This is a genomic window from Paenibacillus rhizovicinus (genome assembly GCF_010365285.1).
GTDB lineage: Bacteria > Bacillota > Bacilli > Paenibacillales > Paenibacillaceae > Paenibacillus_Z > Paenibacillus_Z rhizovicinus.
Genome location: NZ_CP048286.1, coordinates 29,144 through 50,322, shown reverse-complemented (window position 1 = coordinate 50,322; position 21,179 = coordinate 29,144). Strand labels below are relative to the sequence as shown.

Genomic DNA, 21,179 nt, shown 5'->3' with positions numbered 1-21,179 from the left:
CTTCTTTCGCTTAAGATAGGAGAGGCGACCTTCGGATGATCTGCCGAATCTTGGGGCTCGGCATCATGTATAATTCTATCATTAACTGTTCAATATCCTCTTTTCTATGAAGTTATTCCCAGTATATAGGTTATACTTGGTGTAAGCTTAAGCAAGCTGATAGGAGAAAAGGTTAGATTTCCTTTGTAGAGGATGATAGATAAAAGGCGAATTTGGCATCTATGATTATAGAGCCGCTCCTAAGGGAACGGATCCATAGTTTGGAGAGAATGGAGGTTAAGCGTTTGACGGTAATGGAGCAGTGGCTGTTGGAACGAGAACCGCTGACTAACGGAACAGGGATGCTGAGGGAAATCGCGGAACCGGAGAGCGTAGAGATCTTGGTCGCCCGTGCGAGAACTGGCGATTCCGACGCGTTCGGTCAGTTGGTGCGGCGAAGCCGGGTGAAGGCGTTCGGCCTAGCCTACTCCATGACACGCGATCATCATTTGGCCGAGGATGTCGTGCAAGAAGCGCTAGTCCGCGCATTTTTGCACCTTGGCACGTTGATGGATAGCAGCCGCTTCGCGCCGTGGTTAGCAAGGATCATTCGCAACGAGGCTTATATGAAGCTGCGCCGAGGCGGCCCTCATGGAAAGGAACAACCGCTGTCCAGTTTGGGAACGTCCCAAAGCGCATCGCATCCGAAAGAGCATTCTAATGGATCGCAATGGCGCGACATGGACGAGATATTGTTCCGGCTTACCCGTTCGGCAAGCGAGTCGGCTCGCCAAATGTCCGATCCAACGAGCGCGCTGCTTCGAAAGGAACTTCTTGAGGGCATACGAATCTTGCTTCGCTGCTTGAGCGAGCGAGAGCGGCGCATCTTCGAGGCGCACGTGTTCGATCAACTTCCGCCTCAACATATCGCTGCGCTGCTCGATACGTCGGTAGCCAACGTGTACAACAGCATTTCGCGATCGAGAAGGAAAGTGCAGCAAGAACGGATTCGCGTACATATCGGTACGTACATCGAAGTTAGACGGGCAGAGGGGAAGCCGGTGAGAAAGATGCTAACGGCCCCCGTATACCAATAAAAAGTCGGAAGGATGAATTTGCTATGGGATTAAGGAGACCCGAGGAGTGCACTTCGAGTCATAATACGGACGGAGGTGCGATCCACAGCCTCGTTCAATACACGCATTTGACAGGAATGTCGCTGATAGAAACGATGGGATATACCGGTGATGCGTTTCGTTTGATTATCGATCGGGAGTCGGTGGAAGTAGGCAGTTATTCATTCTTCGATTGGAAACTTCGGCATTCGAAAGCGCTTGAATGCTTGGGATTCACGACTAGAACGACGGGCAACCAGACGAATATTGCGCCTACGCCGGAGGAACTGGAGGAAGGACTCCAGTTCGTTCAAGAGTCGATCGATCGCGGCATTCCGGCGCTCGGATGGGATTTGTTCATGCCTGAATGGGGCGTTATCTACGGCTACGATGACGAGAAGCGGGTGTTGCAGTGCCGTGATATGGGAGGGGACGGCGAATTGCCGTATGAGAAACTCGGCCGAGGCGAGGTGACGGAGCTGTATGTGCTGGCCATAGCCGGATCCCGTCCGCTTCGTAAAACGGACATGCTGGCGAACGGTTTGCGGGTAGGCATCGCGCATGCGTTGGAGCCGTACGCTGAGCTGGATCGAGGCAGCCATCGCAACGGACTCGCAGCATATGACGCATGGATCGAGGCATTCACGAACCGTTCGGCCGATCCGTTCGGCAACTCCGTAATGACGATGAAAGCGGCTGACGCACGGGAATTCGCTGCGCTTTTTCTGGAATTGATCGCCAATCAATGGGAAGAGAGTGCCCCGCATGATGCGCATCTGCGCGAGAAGGCCTTCGAAGCGGCGGTGCATTACCGCAATTTGGCGGAACGATTGGCCGAGCTGCGCGACATGTTCCCGTTCCCGAGCGGCGGGTCGCCAAACGAAGAGGGAACCGCGAACTATACCATTCGCTTGCTTCAAGAGGCGAAATCCGCTGAAGCCGCTGGCGTTGGCTCCTTGCAGCAAATGCTCGAATGTCTGGAAACGAAGGTCAGCCAGCCTTGATCCAACCGATTCGGCGGCAAGGATACAGTTTAGTGTAAAAGCTTGAGAAATCAGGCTTTTTTTCTTATTACTTAAGGGGTATGATATCAGCAAAAAAGCACAAATTCTCCAAAACTGTTTTCTAAGGCACAAAGATTTCTACAATGTATTCAGAAGTTTCGCGCGGTGATGCCGATGGTAGCGAAGTACGAAGTTTTAAGGCGCCTCACGAGCACTAAACGATGCGAAGAAGCACTGGAGCAGCCGAAGGACTACTTTCCTTAGGGCAACAATCCTGTAACGGAGCAAGAATCGGCATCCACCCCTTGAGAGGTACGTGCGATCATTTTTATGGAGCCCGATGAGTTTTTTCGGGTGGGGAGCGATGGAAGCAGGCAAGAATATTCGGATTTTTGCAGGTGCTTTCCTTTTGCCAGTGGTTTGTCTCCTCTATATCGAATTTTAAGCGGTATCACCGACAGGAATGACACGACGTTTTACGATAACACCGCATTTAACGGTAAACTGGATCATGTGGAAGATAGGTGTTGGTGCTCCTTTGAGGAAGCCTTTCTTTACAAGCGGCGCACCGGCTCCCCCGGAAATCGTGTACTTCGTGCCTTGATAGGCTAATTGATCCAAAGCATGCACATGTCCCATGAGAACTTGAGGAACCTTGCCGCGAACAGTTGACAGAAACCGGGTCAATTGACCTTTGGTATTACCAAAGGTCGATGTTGGATCCTGAAAATAGCGCGGATTTGCCCATTTTCCAATTCTAGGGGGTACATGCATCGCCAACAGTGTATTTTTCTGAGCCTTTTTTAACTGATTTCTTAGAAAAGGCAGCTCGCCTGGCGCAAAACCGTAGATCGTTTGCCCATTCGGGTCTGTGCCGATCCGCTGTGAGTTATTCAGACCGATAATAGTGGTTTTAATTTTGGGGAGGTTGATTCCAAAATGCGCAGGACCGATATATTTTCTAAAGTTCGTAAGCGGACCGTTTATTCCTGTATGTTCATGGTTGCCGGGTACGATGAAGAAGGGGATATCGGGTACGCCATTATTCGGATCTTTAATCAGTTGCAGCAAGCTTTTTACCGGCACACCTGAATAAGTTCCGCCTGTCTTGAATTCCTGATCGCTTCCAGTGAAGACGGCATCTCCATTATGCAAAATAAATAAAGGTTTCTTCTTCAAGTTGCGAATGGCAGATAAGGCTGAGCCAAATATTGCATTGCTCGCTTGCCCGTTCCCTGCCCAACCATCACCCATACCAATAAAGGTGTATTCGTTACTTTTCAACTTCTTTACACTCGCCAACAACCGGGCTTGTGAAGTCTGAAACAACGTACTCTGCTTTTTGGGCGCTGTTTGGTTGAATGAAACGTTCCGAGTTCTTGGTTTCAAGTTAACATCCTCCCATGGCTATTACCAGTTTTTCAAGACTGACAATATAATTAATGCGCATGGGCTCTTCTAAAGTTTGAGGCTGGAGCGGATTTAACAGCAATTAATGATGGAATAAAACAAGAAGATCTACCTTTGGTTCTGCCGATGTACTATAATGCCCAACTAAATTATACGATTGGCCAGCATTCACTTGTATGGACGATTCGGAATGGAGATACGGTCATTACGACGACAGTCGATGCGAGATGCCGTCTCTTGCGGACTTGAAAGTGCCGTACACGTACCATAAGCAGGGAGGGCAGTCGTGGGGCATTGGAGGTTTCGTTGTTTCGGCAGCCTTACTGACCTTACAGAGCTTTGTAAGGGGAATGTATCTCGGAGGGCTGAAAGGATGGGATTGGAATGCCAAAAAACTTCCTTTGTTCGGATGCGGCAGCCTGCTGGTGCCAATCCTTGTCGCTTCGGGGATTTTCGCGGCTACGGGCCGACATTACGTGGCCAATCAATCAAGTATGAAGGGGCTGGCTTGCAGGAGACACTTACGCTGCTGACGCGGGCAGGCATTCAGTCAGGCTACGAAGTGCAGGAACTGGCGGACCAAAGCGACGACAAAATCAGCGTTTACCGATTTGCCATGTCGTTCCCGCACGGCCTGTACGACATAACGTATAAGGAATCCAAGACAGACGGCAAGCTGCTGTCCGTTGAAGTGAAGGATGCTTCGATCCAGCCATGAACATACCCCTCCATGTGGAACTCAAACCTCCATGATACCATAAAGGTTTTTTATGAGTGCCTACTTGAAGGGGATCATATCAGCTCAGTCTAAGCCCGAAGCGTTTTTGTGCAGGTGGGGTTCAGCCTCCAAGTAAATTGATGGCGTAACCGATGCTTTTTTTATCCGAAGGCTTCGGCGATCCTGTCATCCAAAATTTATAGCAAACCGCATCGCCATGTCCGTTGAATCGCGCGGAGTCAAACAAGACCCACGGATTATAGGACCGCATGTTGCGCCAAGCCGTTCCGTTGGTTACATCGAAGACTGGATTGGTTGAATACTTCACCCAGTTAAGGCCGTCCGTCGACGTGGCGCAGCCAATACCTTCATAAGACTGATTTAATCCGCCGCTGTACCACATTTTATACAAATTATCCGATACTTTCAGAACGACGGCGCCTACGGTTGCGTAATAGTAGTCCCAGTCGTTGGATGTACCGTGAGGGAGAATGACAGCAGGTCCCGCTTTGCTCCAATTGATGCCGTCCGTAGAGACAGCAAGCGCAAGCTGTTCGAATTGGATCCCGCTCGGATCATTTCGCGTCACGATGCTATAGTAAAGAACATAACGGTTATTCATCGGATTGGCTATATTCAGCGTTGCAGGGTTTTCCGGGAAATACAGCATGTCAGCAGGACCAAAACTTCCTGCATTGTAAGTGACTGATCCGGGAGGTGTTGGCACGGCGAACAGAGGATTCGCAACATCCTGAACAATGGCTCTGTCCGATGTCCAGTTGATGCCGTCCGTCGAATTGGCGGTTCGAATCATGCAGACATTCGGCGGCGAAGTGCAGGAACTGAAGTTAGTGAAAGCGGAATCCCAATACCAGATTCGGTAGGGCTGACCGATACCGAAACCCGCGGGGTCGTATAATATGCGGGAGTGCCGCGCCGTGCTGACGAGACCTGTAACGTTGGACTGAAAGGTCCAGCCAAGACCGTCAGATGAAGTAGCATAAGCGATTCCGCCGGCGCTTCGGTAGTCGTACCACATTTTGTAAAAAGAAAAGGGGCCGTTCGGAGCGAATCCTTGGGCATCATAACGAACCGTCTGATAATAAGCGTCCGTTGGCGTTGGCGGAATATAAATCGGGTTGTTTGGATCTTCCTCCCACACGCAAGAGGGCAATCCGCACGGGGTGGTGCTCACTTGGCTCAGGACATATGAGGCTACAATGCTATTATGGGTATTCTTGCCGAAGACGGTTACGGTCGGCAGGAAGGTAATGGTTGAACCGGTAGTCGTAATGGTACATCTTACTCCGAACGTATCCAGATCGGCGAACACATTATCAAGCGTGAAGGTAGAACCAGGCTGATTCACATCGTTCAACGAGACTTGGTAGAGAACGTACGGAACCTGAGTTCCGAATCCGGCACCTGCTGGCGTTGCAGTGAAGGCTTCCAGCAGAACAATGGGCGTGCCTTCATCTGTCAGTGAGGTTACCGCATTGTTCTCGACCTTAATGACAAGCGATGTTACCGGTCTTCCGCTCTGGGCCGAAGGAGCACGATTCTCAATCAACCCTGTCGATACGATGACGGGTCCCGCCATGAAATCAACTCCTTTCCAATAATGGGTCAACCATTTAAGTGACGGCAGATAAAGGATAGGTGGCGATGATCGTTCCATTCTCATTCTTGCCTGTTACCGTTACGGTCGGTATGGATATGATGAACGAACCTGTTGAAGTTAGCGTATACCGGACGCCGAAGTTGTCTAGGTTGGCAAACACGTTGTCGAGCGTAAATGTGGAAGCAGATTGGTTCACGTCCCCCAACGAAAATTGGTTCAGCGAATAGGTGCTTTGGTTTCCGAATCCGCCGCCGGACGGCGTTTCGTTAAACACTTCAATCAAGATAATGGGTACCCCTTCAGCAGACGCGGCAACCGTTTCGTTATTTTCTACCCGGATGACCAGATTTGTCACGGGTCTGCCGGTACCGGGGTTAGGGGCGCGATTGTCAATGATGCCGGTGGAATACATAATTGGTCCCGCCAAGAATATCACTTCCTCCTCCAGAAAGGTAAGTTGCATGTATCGACCTAATTCCAAGATATGGTCAGAGCTGCAGGAAAATACACCGAATCCCGACTTGACTTTAGCGTATTAAAAACAGACTAAAAACGAGCTTGGTCAGACACGGAACGATGGTGTACCCTCAAGCAAAGGAAAAAGCCCACAGTCTCTAGTGCCGGAATGTGCGTAAGCTAATTTACAGCTTGTGGGGGTATGGCTACAAGAAAAAGAGCAGCAGCACAAGCTCTCCCATAGAGCCGTGCTGCTGCTGTCATAAATGAGGGATACGCTGTCTGCTAGCCAATGATGGCATAAGTTTGGACGCCAGCGGGGATGTTGCGGGAACGGTACTCAAGGCCATTAGCATCGTAAGTGCGGATGTTGTATGAAAAGCTTGTCAGCGTGTTGATGTTATTGAATCGCACTACACCATAGCGGTCAAACGAGGCTGTGGAGACAAGCTGGCCGTTGCGGAATAAACGTGCGAAGAAGCCAGTCGTATTGAACGTAACGCCGTCTAGATTGACCCAAACTACGGTCAGGCGGGTAAATGTTGGACTCGATTTAGAACTTCTAGATCCATTAGCGCTGTTACGAACCGATTTACGGATGACTCTGCCTGTACTTGCTGGATTGTAACGTAATGGTTTTACGCGTTTAGTTGTCATGGTTTATCACTCCTTTCGCTTACAGCTTATGCAAGCGCCTCTTTAATAGAGTGGACAAACCTAAGGGGTGATTGGCCTGTTTTGTCAGAATAGTTCTAACAAAATTTAATGCGGACTTGGACTTGGACTTGTTCCGTAGTAACAAAGGACTCTCACATCTGCCCCCGAAATTAGCAGTTTTCATGACAGAAGCGCAAGGGATTCAAATGATTGTCAACGCGTTGAATCTAAACTTGGATTTGGTTCAATTCTTTAAAGAACCGAAAGCATCAGATTACTTCCCGAACGCGCAAGATGATGCATGGTACGCGAACGCGTTAATTATCGCGTCGGTCAACGGACTCGATCTTCCGAAAGATCTGATTGTTTACTGAACTCTTATCTAAGTGATGACCTCCGCGAAACTTCGTGAAACGACAAATAGCCCTGGGGTATGGGTATCCCCGGGTTATTGGCGATCTATTCATAGCATCTATTTTGAAATTGCAAATCGTTCCATTAAACTTCGATTCCGATTGTCGCCGGTCTCATTTCACTTCTGTCAACCGATGTATATGAGGTAAGGCGGGTGCAACGTTTCCCGGTCTTTTCTTTAAAGAAACAGAAATAATTGTTCAGCAAGTGGGTTTATTACGGATTTTACCCAGAAGCAAGAGTAATAACGGCACGACTAAATATATTGCGGGATAATAATAATCGTTCAGATGTGAATTCCTAATTGTATTCGACAATCGGAGATGGTGCATGCCGAAGAGTACATAGACAAGACAAGCGCAAGTTAGCAGTATGGAGAGGAGCTTCCAGTTACGAATGCCCGTCCATTCGGACAAGCCGTAGCTCAAGATGAACAAGCCAATGGAAAGCTTGATGAATGCGCCTAGCAACCACAGAGGGATGAAAAAAGCATCAATATTTTGCACGAAATTAAGGATGGATACGAATTTGGTAAGAGAATATACCGGAACGATCATATCAGAAGCCAAATATGGACCAGTCACAAACAAAAGTATTAATGTGCAGAGCAAGCCCCACGTCATAGCAACTGCTGTTCCCCATAGAACTCCGCGAGAAGCTGTCTGCTTATTCTCTGCAAAGAAGAAAAGCATGAGCACTATCGATGGATCCACCATGTAATTGACCGACCTCCAAGTTCCCTTCAGTATCAGGAACCAGCCCGAGTCGGTATAGATCGGCAGAATTTGTCCCAGATCGATATCTTGTGGATTCAGAAAAAGCTGGAAAAATAACATGAACACAAAGATTGGGCCAATGATCTCCGCGCAACGGCTGATGATCGTTATGCCTCCGACCCATACTGCATACAACACAATAAACAATAGAAACAGTAATATTACAATCATCGGTGTGTTATGGAGCATAACGAGATTTTGGAACTCCACCGTTCCTTTTGCAATCAACGATAGCTGCATGAACCAATTTAAAAAATAAAACGTGACAATGAGTTTCCCTAACACTGTTCCCATCAGAACACGGACAAAACCTATCAGTGTTTTATCCGGATGCTGAATACAGACTCGGAGAATGAGCCATGTTACAGCCATCATGATTAAACTTCCTAGCAGCAGAGAAATCCAACAATCCTGGCGCGCTACTTCTGCCGCAAGCTGTATGGGCAGGTAGGAATAGACGATCATAGAGGAAATGCAAACCAGCCAAAACATCTGATATCCGCTAATTTTCAAACTTTATCGCTCCCGCTTTTCATCGATTTCTTTTATCGGAATGCTTGTCGTACCAATCGATCTGAGTTGAATGTTTGACTGCGCAGATATCTTAATATTCTTAAAATTGTTATCCCAATCCGAATGCTGAGACATCCACCAGATCGGGTACTTATGATGCAGATACTTGCCGACGCCGAGAACGTCGGTTCCCTTTTGTTGAATAATGTTAATTGTTCCTTGCAGCTGTTTTCGGAGTGCAGCGTTCAAGTACTGTTGTACAGCAATCATGTTATCTACTTCGGCCATGTTAAGTGTTGTTGAATTCTCGAGTAGATAAGCCTGAGCTTTGATCGTAAGATTGACGCTGTTAGGTTCATGGCTTCCCAGTCTCCGCTTGATATGTGTCAATCTGAACGATAGCAACCCTTTGCCGTCTTTCCACGGAATAGTGATACCATCATACGTGCCTTGCCCGCGCATCCACACCGCTTGCGTACCTTCGGATTCGTTCAGAAAACATTTGATTTTTTGGTTCTTATCGAGGACAGCGAACCCTCTCAAAACGGCAATAGGCGTCTTTTTATTTGAACTAAACTGGAATTTCTCGAACTGAAGAAATGGCATAAGAGGCCGAATGCCTTCCGAAACGCTCTCGATAATTAGTTTCCTTGCGCTGAAGCCGCCTAGCCCGTTTGTCTGAAGCTCTTTATCGGCGGAGACGCTAGAGAGAAACTCTATTGGATGTTTTTGCATAAGAAACTCTTTGGCGCTTCCCCCTCGGATGAGCAGGATCGTGTCTCGCATGCTGTACGACGGATCGCGAATAATCTTATCGAATATCAAACTCATATCGTTCTGTCGCACAAATTTCTCACCAAATGCGATTAGTATGCGATGTCTCACCATCAATCGGCGAGACAGCTTGAGCTGGATTTTTTGGGAGGCCTCGAACACATTTTTACCTTTAGCCGATACGACAATATATTGATCCACTTTACCGGAGCTGCTCCCCTTGAGCTGCGACGGAATGACGATTTGATGGCTGACTTCCAATAAGCCGCCCTCCGCATAGTCAATGGCACTTCCCATTACAAAAGCTAATTGATTAGGCTCGACAAAATCGGTGCAACTTGTGATCGACAACAGAAACAAGAATACAACGCTGCTCAAGGCCACATTCCTAATCATCGCTCGGTTTCCTTTTTGACGCGGCCGTTCTTAATCCAGAATGGGTAACGGATGAATATATCTCTGATCCGCTTACCGTCAAATGGCGCAACAGGGCTGAAGAATGGTGTCCCAAACGATTCTAGTTTAACCAGTTGAATTAGCATGAAAATAATCCCAAATGCAAATCCGACGAAGCCGAGCCAGCCGGAGATGAACAGCATGAGATATCTGATCAACCGAAAAGCTAAAGTGGCGCTGTACCTCGGAATTGTATACGCCGCGATACCCGTCAATGAGATAACGATAATAATCGGTGTTGATATGATACCCGCCTCGACAGCAGCTTGTCCGATAACAAGCGCTCCGATAATACTCACGACCGGTCCAAGTTGATTCGGAAGATGGACGCCAGCTTCCTGAAGTCCATCGAAGATAAACATCATCAGGAATACTTCGATTACCGTTGGGAATGGAGAACTTTCCCTGGCGGTCGCGATACCGATCATGAGATTGCTTGGAATCATCTCCGGATGGAAGGTCGAGAGCGCGACATAAAGCGCTGGCAAAGCGAAGGAAACGAACATCAATATATAACGAACTAATCGGTTCAAGATTACGAAGATGAAGCGCTCGAAATAATCGTCGGCTGACTGAAGCCCAGACCAGAACGTAATGGGCATAATTAGTGCAAATGGCGTGCCGTTCGTAAGCAGAGCGACTTTACCATCAAGTAAACTTGCAACGACAATATCCGGACGTTCCGTATTCTGGATTTGAGGGAAGAGGGAGAAGGAATTATCCTCGAGCCACTCCTCGAGATAGGCTGAATCAATGATGCCGTCTGCTTCGATTTTACGGAAACGTTCTCTGACTTCTGTAAGCAAACTTTCGGCTGCTTTTCCCTTGATATATAACAGAACAACCTCAGTCTTTGTATAAGTGCCGATCGTGAACGATTCCATCTTAAGTCCTTCGTGCACGATCCTCCGTCGAATAAGCGTTGTATTCGTCCTAAGATGCTCAACGAAGCCTTCCTTCGAACCGCGCAAAGTCGATTCTTTAAGAGGCTCTTGTATAGCTCGCTTTTCGTAGCCTTGTACTTGCGCGACTAGCGCGATTGCTTCGCCGTCTACTAGAATCGCCGCACATCCTAGCAAGATATTGTGAACGAGTTCATCAACGGATTCTACAGTAAGTACTTGCGTTAAAGGCAGCCATTCACGCACGATCATCTCAGAAAGGGAAGTAATTCGATCTAATCCTTGCGGCAGCCCTTCGAAGATAAGAGAGCGAAGCAACGTGTCTTCAATCGGCTGTTGCCTTGTCATCCCATCCAAGAAGACGAGTAGCAGCAGCGTTCCGTCTTTTGAACGGAAGGACCGAAAAACGATATCCGAGGAGTGATTTAAGCGCGTTCTCAAGTAAAGTTCATTCGCTTCTATGCTGCTTTGAATGTTTCCCAATATTGTCACCTCGGATCGTCACAGATTCATGGTAATTATTATTAGCTCTAAGCGTTTGGGATATGCAAATACATGTCTGTTTATATACAAGCTAGTGGAGTTACTTGGATCGGATGTCATAACGCGAGTTGGGGAAAAAGCAAACCGAGAAGCAGGATCGTAAGAAACAAATGAAGTTCAAGATCCGCGAGCAAGCGGCGGACATCCTGGTTCAGAACCTGAAAGACGTCGGCTTTAAGGTTGCCGTTCAGAAGTACGACTTTGGCACATTGATACAAAAGGTTCTGAAGGGGGATTACGATTTGCCCCTCTTTAACCGAGACTATTATATCCAGCCGAGTCTCTATTTCTCGCTCTTCGTAAGCGACAACCCAAGCAACTTTATTTTTTACAAGAATCCGAAAGCGGACGAACTCATCCAGCAAGGGGAGACCGAAGTCGATTCGGCCACGGAAGGATAACCAGAAACGTATAGGAAAGGCCGTCCCAACGTCGTCGATGACGATTGAGACGGCCTGATCGAGATGCAGGTTCGCTTAGACGGCGTATACGGCCGCGCTGACGTTCATCGGTCCGATGATTTGAGCCACGGTATTCGATTCCAGATTCTCGACGAAGAACGAGTAGCTATGCGCGCCGGACGAAACGTTGATGTCGATCACTTGGAACGTCACCATGTAGAAATGCTCAAAGCCGGATTCCGTCCCCTGGACGCCATAGTAAATTTCCTGCGTGTCGCGGAAAACGCGAAACAACAGCGGCGGCGTATTATCCACCGTCGTCTCCACGGCTTGCGCGCCGAAAGTAGCAACGAGCTGCACGCGGTTGTTGTTCGCGAATTGCGGAAGCACGAATATGCCAAGCTGAGCTAGTATGATTTTATTCGGCGTAATCGGAACCGTGATCGCCACTTGGTTCGTCGCAACTGCGGGAACGCTGACATTATAATCGATTAATTGTGCCATATTCAGTTCAACTCCTTTCTATTGAATTCATTCATTCTATGAAAGTGGCATGTAAAAGGGTTGGACATGTATACGCAGACAACGCAAAAAACTCCTCGAATTCCTCGAGGCCACTGAAAAAGTTCTTTAAAGAGCAAGCACCTCGTTTTTTGAAGGAGCTTGCTCCTTTTTGTTTTTTAATAGAGCTATTATGAGAGTGTAGGTTTGAATCATAATCAGTACGAGTACCAATACAATGTGCTTCCTGGCGTTGGCTTTCAAGGTTATCATTATGATCGGTTGGCAGATGATGTCCGGGAGGTCTCGTCGGGCACTCCAGAGGAGGGACAATCGCCATCCGATACATGTCGCGTCACCAAGGCCATAGCGTATGCAAGCTTGTGCTCATCGACGCTGCTGCACCGGATACTCGTACCGTTCGAGTATAGTGGACACGGTGCTTTCATATGGAGCATGAAAGGCTGAACCAACTACTGAACCGGTTTAGTGGCGAGCAGTAAATGGCTTAGAGCGACCTCCGTAGGTGGCTAAAAGGCACAAGAGATTCCGCTCCATCACCATCTGATTCGTTGGATAAGATGGAGCATGTTACCTTGTTCTTCCTCGCTGATCGGCCATGTACGGATGTCATCTAGGACGGTAGGCGACAAACCATTTATCGGTCAATCGCATAACGCAGTTGAATAACGTCGCCGCCGAGGGGCTTGCAGTCTAGCAATTTTACATGCTTATATTGGTAGTTATTTTTGTCGATTAGAAGATTTAGCCCTTTACCTTCCAACACAGGCGCCACATTAAAAATCACTTCGTTTACAAGTCCTTGGCCTAGAAATGAATTATGGATATCGGCACCGCCACTAATGAGCGCGGTTTGATGGCCTTTATGCTGCAAGTAGTTCAAGGCCTCCTGAGGCGACCGCACCACGGTTACTCCCGGAATTACTGATGCGTTTTTCGAAACTACGACGATATCCACTTCGCCAAAGGGTCCTGCACCACCATTCCCGCGCATAGCTTCGAAAGTCCGCCGCCCGACTATAAAATTCCCTGCAGCTTGAGCGTGTGTTGCGAAGTCTGCTACTGCTTCTTTTTTCGGTGGGTTTTCAGGACCGGATTGCGCATAATTGCCGTTAGCGGTTAAAGTTGCCCATAAAATTGTTTTCATTGTAATACTCCTCCTTGTGTTCTGTTCAGTATTTTTCGAATGGATGCCGCTACCCGATCTGGACGATCCTCTTGCACATAGTGTGAGGCATCTTCGAGGATCTCGGTTTCGTTCATTGGTAGATGGGTTTGCCATTTAACCATTTGTTCCGGCGGGAAGCCGGCGCTGTCTTTCGTTCCCCATAAAATTTGTGAGGGTAAATCGGCCAAATTCGACAACTTCGATTCAATGCTGGCGAGCCATGTCTGTGCTTTGCGGATATTCCTCGGAAATACCCATGTCGGTTTTCTGGACTTCGGGGTCGGAACGGGTCGTATAAGCTTTGCGCAAGCTATCCGTGACTTTATCGGCCTGGTATATGCCATGCGGAACAATAACTTTGGCGAAGAAATTGCGCCGTGTCTGAAGCCAATACCCAATCGGCCATCCCCCCATTGCGAGCGAGAACATCTTCATTGGCAAAATTTTTGCAGGCCATGCCCAAGTATTCATAACGACGATTCCGCGCAAGTTAGCCCGATTTTGTACCGCGTAATCCATGCCGATCGGTCCTCCCCAATCTTGAACCACTAATATAAAATCCTTTAGGTCTAAATGGCGAATAATCGCTTGAACGGCTTCCGATTGCTCTTGCGGCGTAAAGTGGTAACCACTCGGTGCTTTCGACATCCCAAATCCGGGGTAATCGGGAGCGATAAGACGGAACTCCCCGCGAAGCTCTTTGATCACATTCCGATACAGATACGACCATGTAGGATTACCGTGTAAAAGTAGAACTGTCGGTCCCCTACCTTCATCGAGGTAATGGATGTGTCCATCGCGGTAAGGCAGCCAATGATCATTGAACGGGTATTCCGCTGGATCAACTTGAAACGGTCTATTCAATGCTGTTCACTCCTTATCCATTTATTTCTTTCCCTGGTTCACATCATATTGGATCTATGGTACATTTGAAAAGTAGTTACATTTAAGTGCAATAGTTTCAAAAAATGAACTATGGAGGAATTGTGAATGGAAATGGATCAATCTTGCCCTGGGAAGGTCGAGCCGATTCTTGAAATACTGGATAGTAAGTGGATGATCCTTCTCTTGTTCGAGTTGTTTAACGGTAACCGACGGTTCGGGGAATTGCGCCGTAGGTTGCATCCGATTAGCCCCAAAACATTGACGGACCGGCTGCGCCTGCTTGAGGAGAAGGGGCTCGTCACACGCACGTTGTACCCCGGCGTGCCGTTACATGTTGAATACGATTTAACGGCGGCCGGGAAGGGCCTTCAGCCGATTTTCGCTGCCATGTGGACGTGGACTCAGGAATATGGCGCATATCTACGGAAAGATTCGGATAAGGCAGAGGAAGAAGGAGAAAAGGTGATGTGATTGTCAAGAGCAAACAGAGGCTATCCTAACAAGGATGGCCTTAAAATTTGCCTTTACAGACAGAACGGGAACCTCGTCAAGTATCATGGCTGCATCATTGAATCCTAAAGGTGAACGATAGCTGAATGAAGACACAACGGCAGCCGGCAAACGATCGGGTGCCGTTTTCTTTTGAAGGAGATGAGATTATAGGCCAGGGGGAGCAGAATGGGGATTTTAATAACGAAATTAAAAGAGATTATTGAAGAGAAAGTCATAAGTATGAAAAGTAAGGAGATGGCTAAATGCCGACAGATAAAGCTGATATTTTTACACTAGCTAGGTTTGGCAACTTAGATAACTTTAAGAGTAAATTAATTATTGGTCAGATTAATAGGAAGAGTGAGGGCGGCTCCGGACTATTGCATTATGCTATCTCAGGGAATAAGTTTGATATTGCATCATTTCTCATAACTAGTGGGATTGACGTAAACCTTACAAACTCTGATGGTCAGACTGCATTACACCGTATATGTGTCAATCAAAATCTTGATGTAGCTAAAGAACACGTGAAGGGTCGGGTGACAAGAACATTATGTCATTAATGGCCGCGAAAATCGCGGATTTTGTATTTATGGGATCAAGTTCTTGTCAAAACCAAATAGCAAGAACTTGATCCCATTACCGAAATTGATAAGAACTTGATCTCATTCCCGCGATAAGCTTAAAAAGCGCAGAAATGAAGGCAACATGCCAGAAAATGACCAACTGAAATTCGTTAAGCTCCCTCGGTAAAATGTAGTTTTCTCACGAATGTTCGCTTATTCGCAGGATCTCTCCAATAAATAAATCGCTATCCGGATAGAAGAGGGGATGACCGTCAAATTCGGCAACCGAAGCGTTGCAATCCGGTCCGTGCAGTCTTGAGATCCCGCGAATAAGCTAGTATTCGTACTCATTGAGAAGGAAAGAGCTTCTTCCCGTCGGGCTATTTATGAGGTCAAGTTCTTGTCAAAGACAAATGACAACAAAACAATAATTAAAATTCCAGTGTAGCATTTGAAAATGAGTCGAAGCAAAACTCATTGCCAAACAAATCCGTTTTCTTGCCTCTTTTCTCACTTCTTCACTTTTTTTATGCTTTTAAAAAAATCGGTAGTTTTAAAAGAAAATCGATATATCAAAAATAGAAGACATCCCTCATAGTTGGGGAAGCATCTTCTTTAATCTGAATAATCTGGAAGTGCTTGATCTTGGAGAATAAGGCAATCGAGGAGGGGGGGAGTAAGAAAAAGATTTCATCGTCTATTAGCTCGCTTTCTAATCCAAGACGACAGCGTGCTTATACTCGAAGACCCAACAAATGAATGTGGAAAGGTGTGGATTTATGCGAAGGCTTTCTGCCAAATTCGTTTCCTTCCTGTGCTTGATCGCGCTGCTTACTGGATTATTTCCTGAAGTCTCGTTCGGCGCGACCCAAACGTTCTTTGCGCCAGCTGAATCGTCCGGCAGCATCTCCGTCAAGCTGTATCCGATGGAAAATGTCACCGCAGGACAAACGAAGCTGGTCACGTTCGGCGTACCGTTCCCAAGAGGCTCCATTACTCCAGCGGATGTATCGAAAATTCGCGTGTTGAAGGGCGGCACGGAAATTCCCGCTTACGTTGAAATGCAAACGCCATGGCGCAGCATAACAAACTCTTCGCTGGATGGAACTTCCGTTCGTGTTGCACGCATCCAGATTCAGAACAATTTTGCTGCCGTTTATCCGAATTCGGAGACGATCACAGTGGAATGGGGTCTCACCAATCGAACCCAGAACATTTCGACGCTTACGAATCCGAGATCGGCTTGGCATCAAGTGACGTCGGGCACGTTCGCAGCATCGGACAACGTTTTCGAGCCTGACGTTTATGCCGTGCTGCCGAAAGACTTTCTTGCCGAAGGCGTGCTGAAAGGAACGCGGATGAACACGTTCGACAGCAGCATCACCGAGTCAAGGGACAATCCGACCACGATGGATGCAACCGAGCATTGGACGGGCTACACGGAGATGGAGCATGCGTTCAAAAACAACTTCTACAGTCTCATCAATGAGGATGATCCTGCCGTTATCGCCGGCGATTCCGGCTCCGGCTACAAAAGCGACTACAAAACAAACTACGATCCGTGGCTGTATGACCGCGCGGCAACGATGTACACGCTATACATGCGGAGCGGCTCGCTGAAAGCGCTGCGCGAGGCAGTGCGGCATACCGACTTTTACAAAACGAAAATATATCCGGCCACAACGACGCCTTCCCGTGCCGTCGGACTGTTTACGCTCAAAAATCCCGATCCGAACGGCTGGCCTGGCGGCAACGGGGCGATGTACAGCTACGACGAGTCGATGGCGTATACGTACTGGCTGACCGGCGACAACGATATGCTGACTTACATCCCCCTGATCGTTCAGGCGCATGAAACGAATGACGAGCCGACACGGTGGGATCCGAGCCTGGGGACTTGGACCGAACGGCATACGGCTTTCCGGTTGCTGGCCAACCTGATCGCTTACGAGGTAACGGGCAACACGACTTACAAGACGAATGTGCAAAATCAAACGGCTGATTTCATCTGGCATCAGAACGGTGCAGGTGGACTTATACCGGCAAGCCGTGTCGACGGCGGACTGTATCATTACGGCAGCCAGCATGGCGACGGCGTACCCGGCGATTTGATCGCTTCGACCTGGATGAGCGTGCTGACCGAAGATGCAATGATCCGCGCTTACGCGTTTACGGAAGATTCGAATATCGCTAATTTTGTGAAGCGCATGGGCACCTTCCTGAATAACGCTTCGCGTTCCGATGCTTACCACAGCTTCGATACGTATGTCGGAGCGCTTCGTTATCCGGATTATATGGTGAAGTATGACGGCACTCCCGATGCGCTGGACGGCGGACGGGGAAGCGCCAGCGATCCGACCGGCGGTACGACGATCGAGCATGACCTCGAGGTGGGGAACGCGATTCTGTGGGCCGACTACTTCAATCAGCTGCTCGGCGGTTCGCCAAATACGACCTGGGAATCGGCAGTAAACGACCTGTACTACGGCTACGATATCGGCGTCAACTTCTGGATTCGCCCGACCGGTCCTTCGGCGGGAAAAACCGCTTACCGAATTACACCAAATCGCAAGTGGGGCTGGGAATTCCGCACAACGGGCAGCTTCACATGGCTGGCGTCCCAACTGCTGTCCGGCTCAAGCTCAGGTTCCGGCGATACGACGGCGCCAACGGTATCGATCACAGCGCCGACAAGCGGCCAAACGGTATCCGGCACGATTACGGTGTCGGCAAACGCCTCGGATAATGTTGGCGTCGCGGGCGTGCAATTCAAGGTCGACGGTACTAATGTCGGCACCGAAGACACGTCTTCGCCGTATTCGATCTCGTACAGCACGTCGGGCCTCGCGGCTGGCTCGCATACGATTACGGCAGTAGCGCGCGATGCTGCGGGCAATACGACGACATCGTCCCCGGTGTCCGTAACTGTAGGCGCGGCTTCCGATACGACGGCGCCGACGGTATCGATCACAGCACCGACAAGCGCCCAAACGGTATCCGGCACGATTACGGTGTCAGCAAACGCCTCGGATAATGTCGGCGTCGCGGGCGTCCAGTTCAAGGTCGACGGTACTAATGTCGGCACGGAAGACACGTCTTCGCCGTATTCGATCTCGTACAGCACAACATCGCTTACAAACGGCTCGCATGCGATTACGGGTGGTAGCGCGCGACGCTGCGGGCAATACGACGACATCGTCCCCGATAGCTGTAACCGTGTCGAACGGCGCCACGGGAACGGTCACCTTCCAGCAAGGAGTGAGCGGCTACACCGGCGCGAAGGATGTGTCGCTCACTTCGCAATACAGCGGCAACGGCGGCAATATTCTAAGCGGCACGTTGAAAGTATTCGATCAAACCAGCCAGACAACGCCGTATGAGATAAATACGCTGCTGCGCTTCGATAGTATATCGATTCCGGCCGGCAAAACGGTTGCATCGGCAAAGCTGACACTCAAGATGAACACATGGGCATCCGGCTTTACGATGGAAGGCCGCTACATGCAGACGGATTACGATCCGACCTATTCGCTCATCGGATGGCAGAACCGCAAGTCCGGAGCGCTATGGGCGACGGCTGGGGCAAAGGGCAACGGGACCGATTATGTGTCCGGCAAATCGTTTGCGATAACCAGCTTCACAGCATCCGGCGATCAGGTGATCGATATTACTCTTGATCCTTCAGTCGTACAGGGCTGGCTGACCACACCGTCCACCAATCAGGGCGTTCTGCTGTACATTGATAATCCAACTAACGTTGCGGTTGATATATATTCCGCAGAAGACGCCACAACGGCAAACCGGCCTAAGCTGTCGATCACGTACCAGTAAATATTCAATCGGCCAAAGAGTAAATTTTCCTTGGCCGATTTTTTTCTGCGAGCGTTTCGGCATGTCCAAGCTAGCTCTACACGACGGCTAAACGTTTTAAAACATTAGTTGATTTGGAATATGTGTACCAATCAGAATCGGCGGAAGATACTGCTCTGCGAAATGAACGGCAGACATTAGTATGGGATGCAATTTGTCTTTTAACGGATAAAGAGCGCATTGTCATCGTCTTGTATTACATGGACGACTTTGATACGAGGGAAATCGTGAGCTTTTTGAATGTATCAATTGAAAGCTGGTTAAGAAGGACTAGACAAAAACAAAAGGTGACATCCGTAAAAGTGGGCATTAGTGTCGGCTCTTAAGTACATGTACCGATTAATGCCGCGCAATTAGCGGTTTTCTGGTTAATCGGTACATATTCTTGAAAAAAACAAATCTCAAGAATTTGTACCGATTGCCGAATAAAGACAAGAATACATACCGATTCCGGTGTCAAAATTGGTTAAGCTAACGGGCAGGATAGCGTGGAAACAAAACAAATAGGCTTAAATATTACACTTGACTGTTCCAGTATATGGATTATAATTAATACAAATAGTCGAATGGTGGGATATGTGCAGTGATGATGATGATGGTGTTTCTGACGGAAATTAAAGGTTAATTCTAACCTAATATAACATGAGCGTGACCAAGGCAGACTACTTTACTAGGTAGGGTTTGCTTTAACATGTCTTCGTTCGTGTACTCCGTTATGAAACAAATTATCATCACTGCTTTCCGCAAAAGGATGCTTTAGAACGGCCACAGCCGTTTCTTATTAGGCATGCTTACGGAATGAAAGCCGTGGGTGAACAATTGTTCATCCGCGGCTTTTTCTATTCCCTCATTTTACTATTTTTTTATTTGTGACCTCTTGAATGAATGGTTTCATTTAAACATTCCAAAAAGCTGCATCTGCTGACAGATGTATGTCAAAGCCATAGATTTGGGGAGAAGCCTTCCCAACATGTAAACACATAAGGAGGAAGTAACATGAGACCTAACAAGCCAGATCTATCTATTACAACTGTTCAAACGGTATTACTGCAACACTGGGGGTGTCCTGCTCAGGAAGTATCCGCAGTTGGCGATAGTGGGAATTTTAGTACCGTCTATTACTTTACAATGAAAGGGTCCGAGTATGTCATTCTATTTAATCAGGCTGAGCAAGCTGACTACCTAAGGAAGCAGTACATTGCTGACTTACTTTCCGCTCAAGGTGTACGCTATCCAAAAATGATAGGGCAAGGGACTGTGGAATGTTATCGTTATTGCATTTTAGAGCGTATACCCGGTCATGTGCTGGCTGACTGTCTACCCGAACAAAAGGTTAATATGCTTTCCGATTTAGTTCAATCCATAACTGCAATGAATCAGGTTCAATTGCCTGAAACAACGACCGGATTCGGGGAAGTGAGAGAGGATGGCAACGGCGAATTCCCCTCATGGCTAGACTATATCCAGGCATTTTTCGCTGAAGATCAGACAGGAACCTTTTGGGAAAACTGGCATGATCTCTTTCATACCACCTGCTTGGAACGAGACGTCTTCAATGAATGCTTCGGCAGACTGCTAACGTTCAGCAAATACAATGCGTCGTACCGTCATTTCGTTCATAATGATTGTCATGCTTGGAACATTCTATCAGATGGTAGAAGGATTACAGTCATTATCGACTCCAATCCGATTTACGGCGATTTTCTCATTGATATAGCGTCGATTGAAGATGCTATTCCAGGGACAGATGTGGCAGAAGTATTCCGTATTCATGCCGAGCACATAGGCACACCGATTCATGATTTTGGAGCGAGACTTACCGGGGCCAGGTACTTTAAGGGCCTGGATGCCATGCGTTTCTATGCCAAAATGGGCTATACGGATGCCTATGTCGAACTTCGTGACAGCTTGCTAGCCCTTCCAACGGAGTTGTGATA

General features: G+C 48.1%; 20 protein-coding genes and 1 pseudogene. 11 read left to right on the top strand and 10 right to left on the bottom strand.

Features of this window, described 5'->3' with window-relative positions; genetic code table 11:
• Positions 1-293: 293 nt before the first annotated feature.
• Both GZH47_RS00255 and GZH47_RS00250 read left to right on the top strand, forming a co-directional pair.
• Entirely contained in the window at positions 294-1,076 is a 783-nt protein-coding gene (locus GZH47_RS00255) for an RNA polymerase sigma factor (protein WP_225446611.1), read from the top strand.
• Positions 1,077-1,099: 23 nt separating this feature from the next.
• Positions 1,100-2,098 carry a hypothetical protein gene (locus tag GZH47_RS00250; protein WP_162637981.1) on the top strand — a complete coding sequence of 333 codons (999 nt, stop codon included), beginning with the start codon at positions 1,100-1,102 and terminating at the stop codon, positions 2,096-2,098.
• Between the two features lie 441 nt (positions 2,099-2,539).
• Here GZH47_RS00250 and GZH47_RS00245 read toward each other — a convergent pair whose 3' ends face one another.
• Positions 2,540-3,487 (bottom strand): metallophosphoesterase family protein, encoded by a 948-nt coding sequence (locus GZH47_RS00245; protein ID WP_162637980.1) that lies wholly within the window; start codon positions 3,485-3,487, stop codon positions 2,540-2,542.
• 529 nt (positions 3,488-4,016) lie between these two features.
• On the opposite strand from GZH47_RS00245, the gene GZH47_RS00240 reads away from it, so the two are divergent.
• On the top strand, positions 4,017-4,226 hold the full coding sequence (locus GZH47_RS00240; RefSeq protein WP_162637979.1) for a hypothetical protein: 210 nt from the start codon (positions 4,017-4,019) through the stop codon (positions 4,224-4,226).
• 121 nt (positions 4,227-4,347) lie between these two features.
• On the opposite strand, the gene GZH47_RS00235 is transcribed toward GZH47_RS00240, so the two are convergent.
• The 3 genes from GZH47_RS00235 to GZH47_RS00225 all read right to left on the bottom strand — a co-directional run bounded on the left by GZH47_RS00235 (position 4,348) and on the right by GZH47_RS00225 (position 6,960).
• Complete coding sequence (locus GZH47_RS00235) at positions 4,348-5,904, bottom strand: glycoside hydrolase family protein (RefSeq protein ID WP_162637978.1); 1,557 nt, start codon at positions 5,902-5,904, stop codon at positions 4,348-4,350.
• Positions 5,861-6,274 (bottom strand): hypothetical protein, encoded by a 414-nt coding sequence (locus GZH47_RS00230; RefSeq protein WP_162637977.1) that lies wholly within the window; start codon positions 6,272-6,274, stop codon positions 5,861-5,863. The genes GZH47_RS00235 and GZH47_RS00230 overlap by 44 nt, the downstream gene beginning before the upstream one ends.
• 314 nt (positions 6,275-6,588) lie before the next feature.
• Positions 6,589-6,960 carry a hypothetical protein gene (locus GZH47_RS00225; RefSeq protein ID WP_225446304.1) on the bottom strand — a complete coding sequence of 124 codons (372 nt, stop codon included), beginning with the start codon at positions 6,958-6,960 and terminating at the stop codon, positions 6,589-6,591.
• Between the two features lie 182 nt (positions 6,961-7,142).
• Here GZH47_RS00225 and GZH47_RS00220 point away from each other — a divergent pair, with 182 nt between their 5' ends.
• The gene (locus GZH47_RS00220) at positions 7,143-7,334 is read left to right on the top strand and encodes a hypothetical protein (RefSeq protein WP_162637976.1); all 192 of its coding nucleotides are present in this window, start codon (positions 7,143-7,145) and stop codon (positions 7,332-7,334) included.
• 240 nt (positions 7,335-7,574) lie between these two features.
• Here the strand turns inward: GZH47_RS00220 and GZH47_RS00215 are convergent, their stop codons facing one another.
• The 3 genes from GZH47_RS00215 to GZH47_RS00205 are packed head-to-tail and all read right to left on the bottom strand — an operon-like array spanning position 7,575 to position 11,278.
• Entirely contained in the window at positions 7,575-8,663 is a 1,089-nt protein-coding gene (locus GZH47_RS00215) for a GerAB/ArcD/ProY family transporter (protein WP_162637975.1), read from the bottom strand.
• A gap of 3 nt (positions 8,664-8,666) precedes the next feature.
• Entirely contained in the window at positions 8,667-9,833 is a 1,167-nt protein-coding gene (locus GZH47_RS00210) for a Ger(x)C family spore germination protein (protein WP_162637974.1), read from the bottom strand.
• Positions 9,830-11,278 (bottom strand): spore germination protein, encoded by a 1,449-nt coding sequence (locus GZH47_RS00205; RefSeq protein ID WP_162637973.1) that lies wholly within the window; start codon positions 11,276-11,278, stop codon positions 9,830-9,832. The genes GZH47_RS00210 and GZH47_RS00205 overlap by 4 nt, the downstream gene beginning before the upstream one ends.
• 128 nt (positions 11,279-11,406) lie before the next feature.
• Between GZH47_RS00205 and GZH47_RS00200 the strand changes: the two genes are divergently transcribed.
• Entirely contained in the window at positions 11,407-11,739 is a 333-nt protein-coding gene (locus tag GZH47_RS00200) for a hypothetical protein (protein ID WP_162637972.1), read from the top strand.
• Between the two features lie 75 nt (positions 11,740-11,814).
• Here GZH47_RS00200 and GZH47_RS00195 read toward each other — a convergent pair whose 3' ends face one another.
• Positions 11,815-12,243 (bottom strand): exosporium protein C, encoded by a 429-nt coding sequence (locus tag GZH47_RS00195; protein WP_162637971.1) that lies wholly within the window; start codon positions 12,241-12,243, stop codon positions 11,815-11,817.
• A gap of 204 nt (positions 12,244-12,447) precedes the next feature.
• On the opposite strand from GZH47_RS00195, the pseudogene GZH47_RS33955 reads away from it, so the two are divergent.
• Positions 12,448-12,647: pseudogene (locus GZH47_RS33955) on the top strand (alpha/beta fold hydrolase); the annotation flags it as partial.
• 251 nt (positions 12,648-12,898) lie between these two features.
• Here the strand turns inward: GZH47_RS33955 and GZH47_RS00190 are convergent.
• Together GZH47_RS00190 and GZH47_RS00185 are read right to left on the bottom strand one after the other, a co-directional pair.
• Positions 12,899-13,408, bottom strand: a complete 510-nt coding sequence (locus GZH47_RS00190) for a dihydrofolate reductase family protein (RefSeq protein WP_162637970.1) — start codon at positions 13,406-13,408, stop codon at positions 12,899-12,901.
• Between the two features lie 225 nt (positions 13,409-13,633).
• Complete coding sequence (locus GZH47_RS00185) at positions 13,634-14,293, bottom strand: alpha/beta fold hydrolase (protein WP_225446303.1); 660 nt, start codon at positions 14,291-14,293, stop codon at positions 13,634-13,636.
• Between the two features lie 126 nt (positions 14,294-14,419).
• On the opposite strand from GZH47_RS00185, the gene GZH47_RS00180 reads away from it, so the two are divergent.
• From GZH47_RS00180 to GZH47_RS00160, 5 genes are all read left to right on the top strand, one after another.
• A complete protein-coding gene (locus tag GZH47_RS00180) occupies positions 14,420-14,785 on the top strand; it encodes a winged helix-turn-helix transcriptional regulator (protein WP_162637969.1) in 366 nt (121 codons plus the stop codon).
• Between the two features lie 284 nt (positions 14,786-15,069).
• Complete coding sequence (locus tag GZH47_RS00175) at positions 15,070-15,369, top strand: ankyrin repeat domain-containing protein (protein ID WP_162637968.1); 300 nt, start codon at positions 15,070-15,072, stop codon at positions 15,367-15,369.
• A 782-nt stretch (positions 15,370-16,151) separates the two neighbouring features.
• Positions 16,152-18,752 (top strand): Ig-like domain-containing protein, encoded by a 2,601-nt coding sequence (locus GZH47_RS00170; RefSeq protein WP_162637967.1) that lies wholly within the window; start codon positions 16,152-16,154, stop codon positions 18,750-18,752.
• On the top strand, positions 18,658-19,203 hold the full coding sequence (locus tag GZH47_RS00165; RefSeq protein ID WP_162637966.1) for a DNRLRE domain-containing protein: 546 nt from the start codon (positions 18,658-18,660) through the stop codon (positions 19,201-19,203). The genes GZH47_RS00170 and GZH47_RS00165 overlap by 95 nt, the downstream gene beginning before the upstream one ends.
• Positions 19,204-20,238: 1,035 nt before the next feature.
• The gene (locus tag GZH47_RS00160) at positions 20,239-21,177 is read left to right on the top strand and encodes an aminoglycoside phosphotransferase family protein (protein ID WP_162637965.1); all 939 of its coding nucleotides are present in this window, start codon (positions 20,239-20,241) and stop codon (positions 21,175-21,177) included.
• The last annotated feature ends 2 nt before the right edge of the window (positions 21,178-21,179 follow it).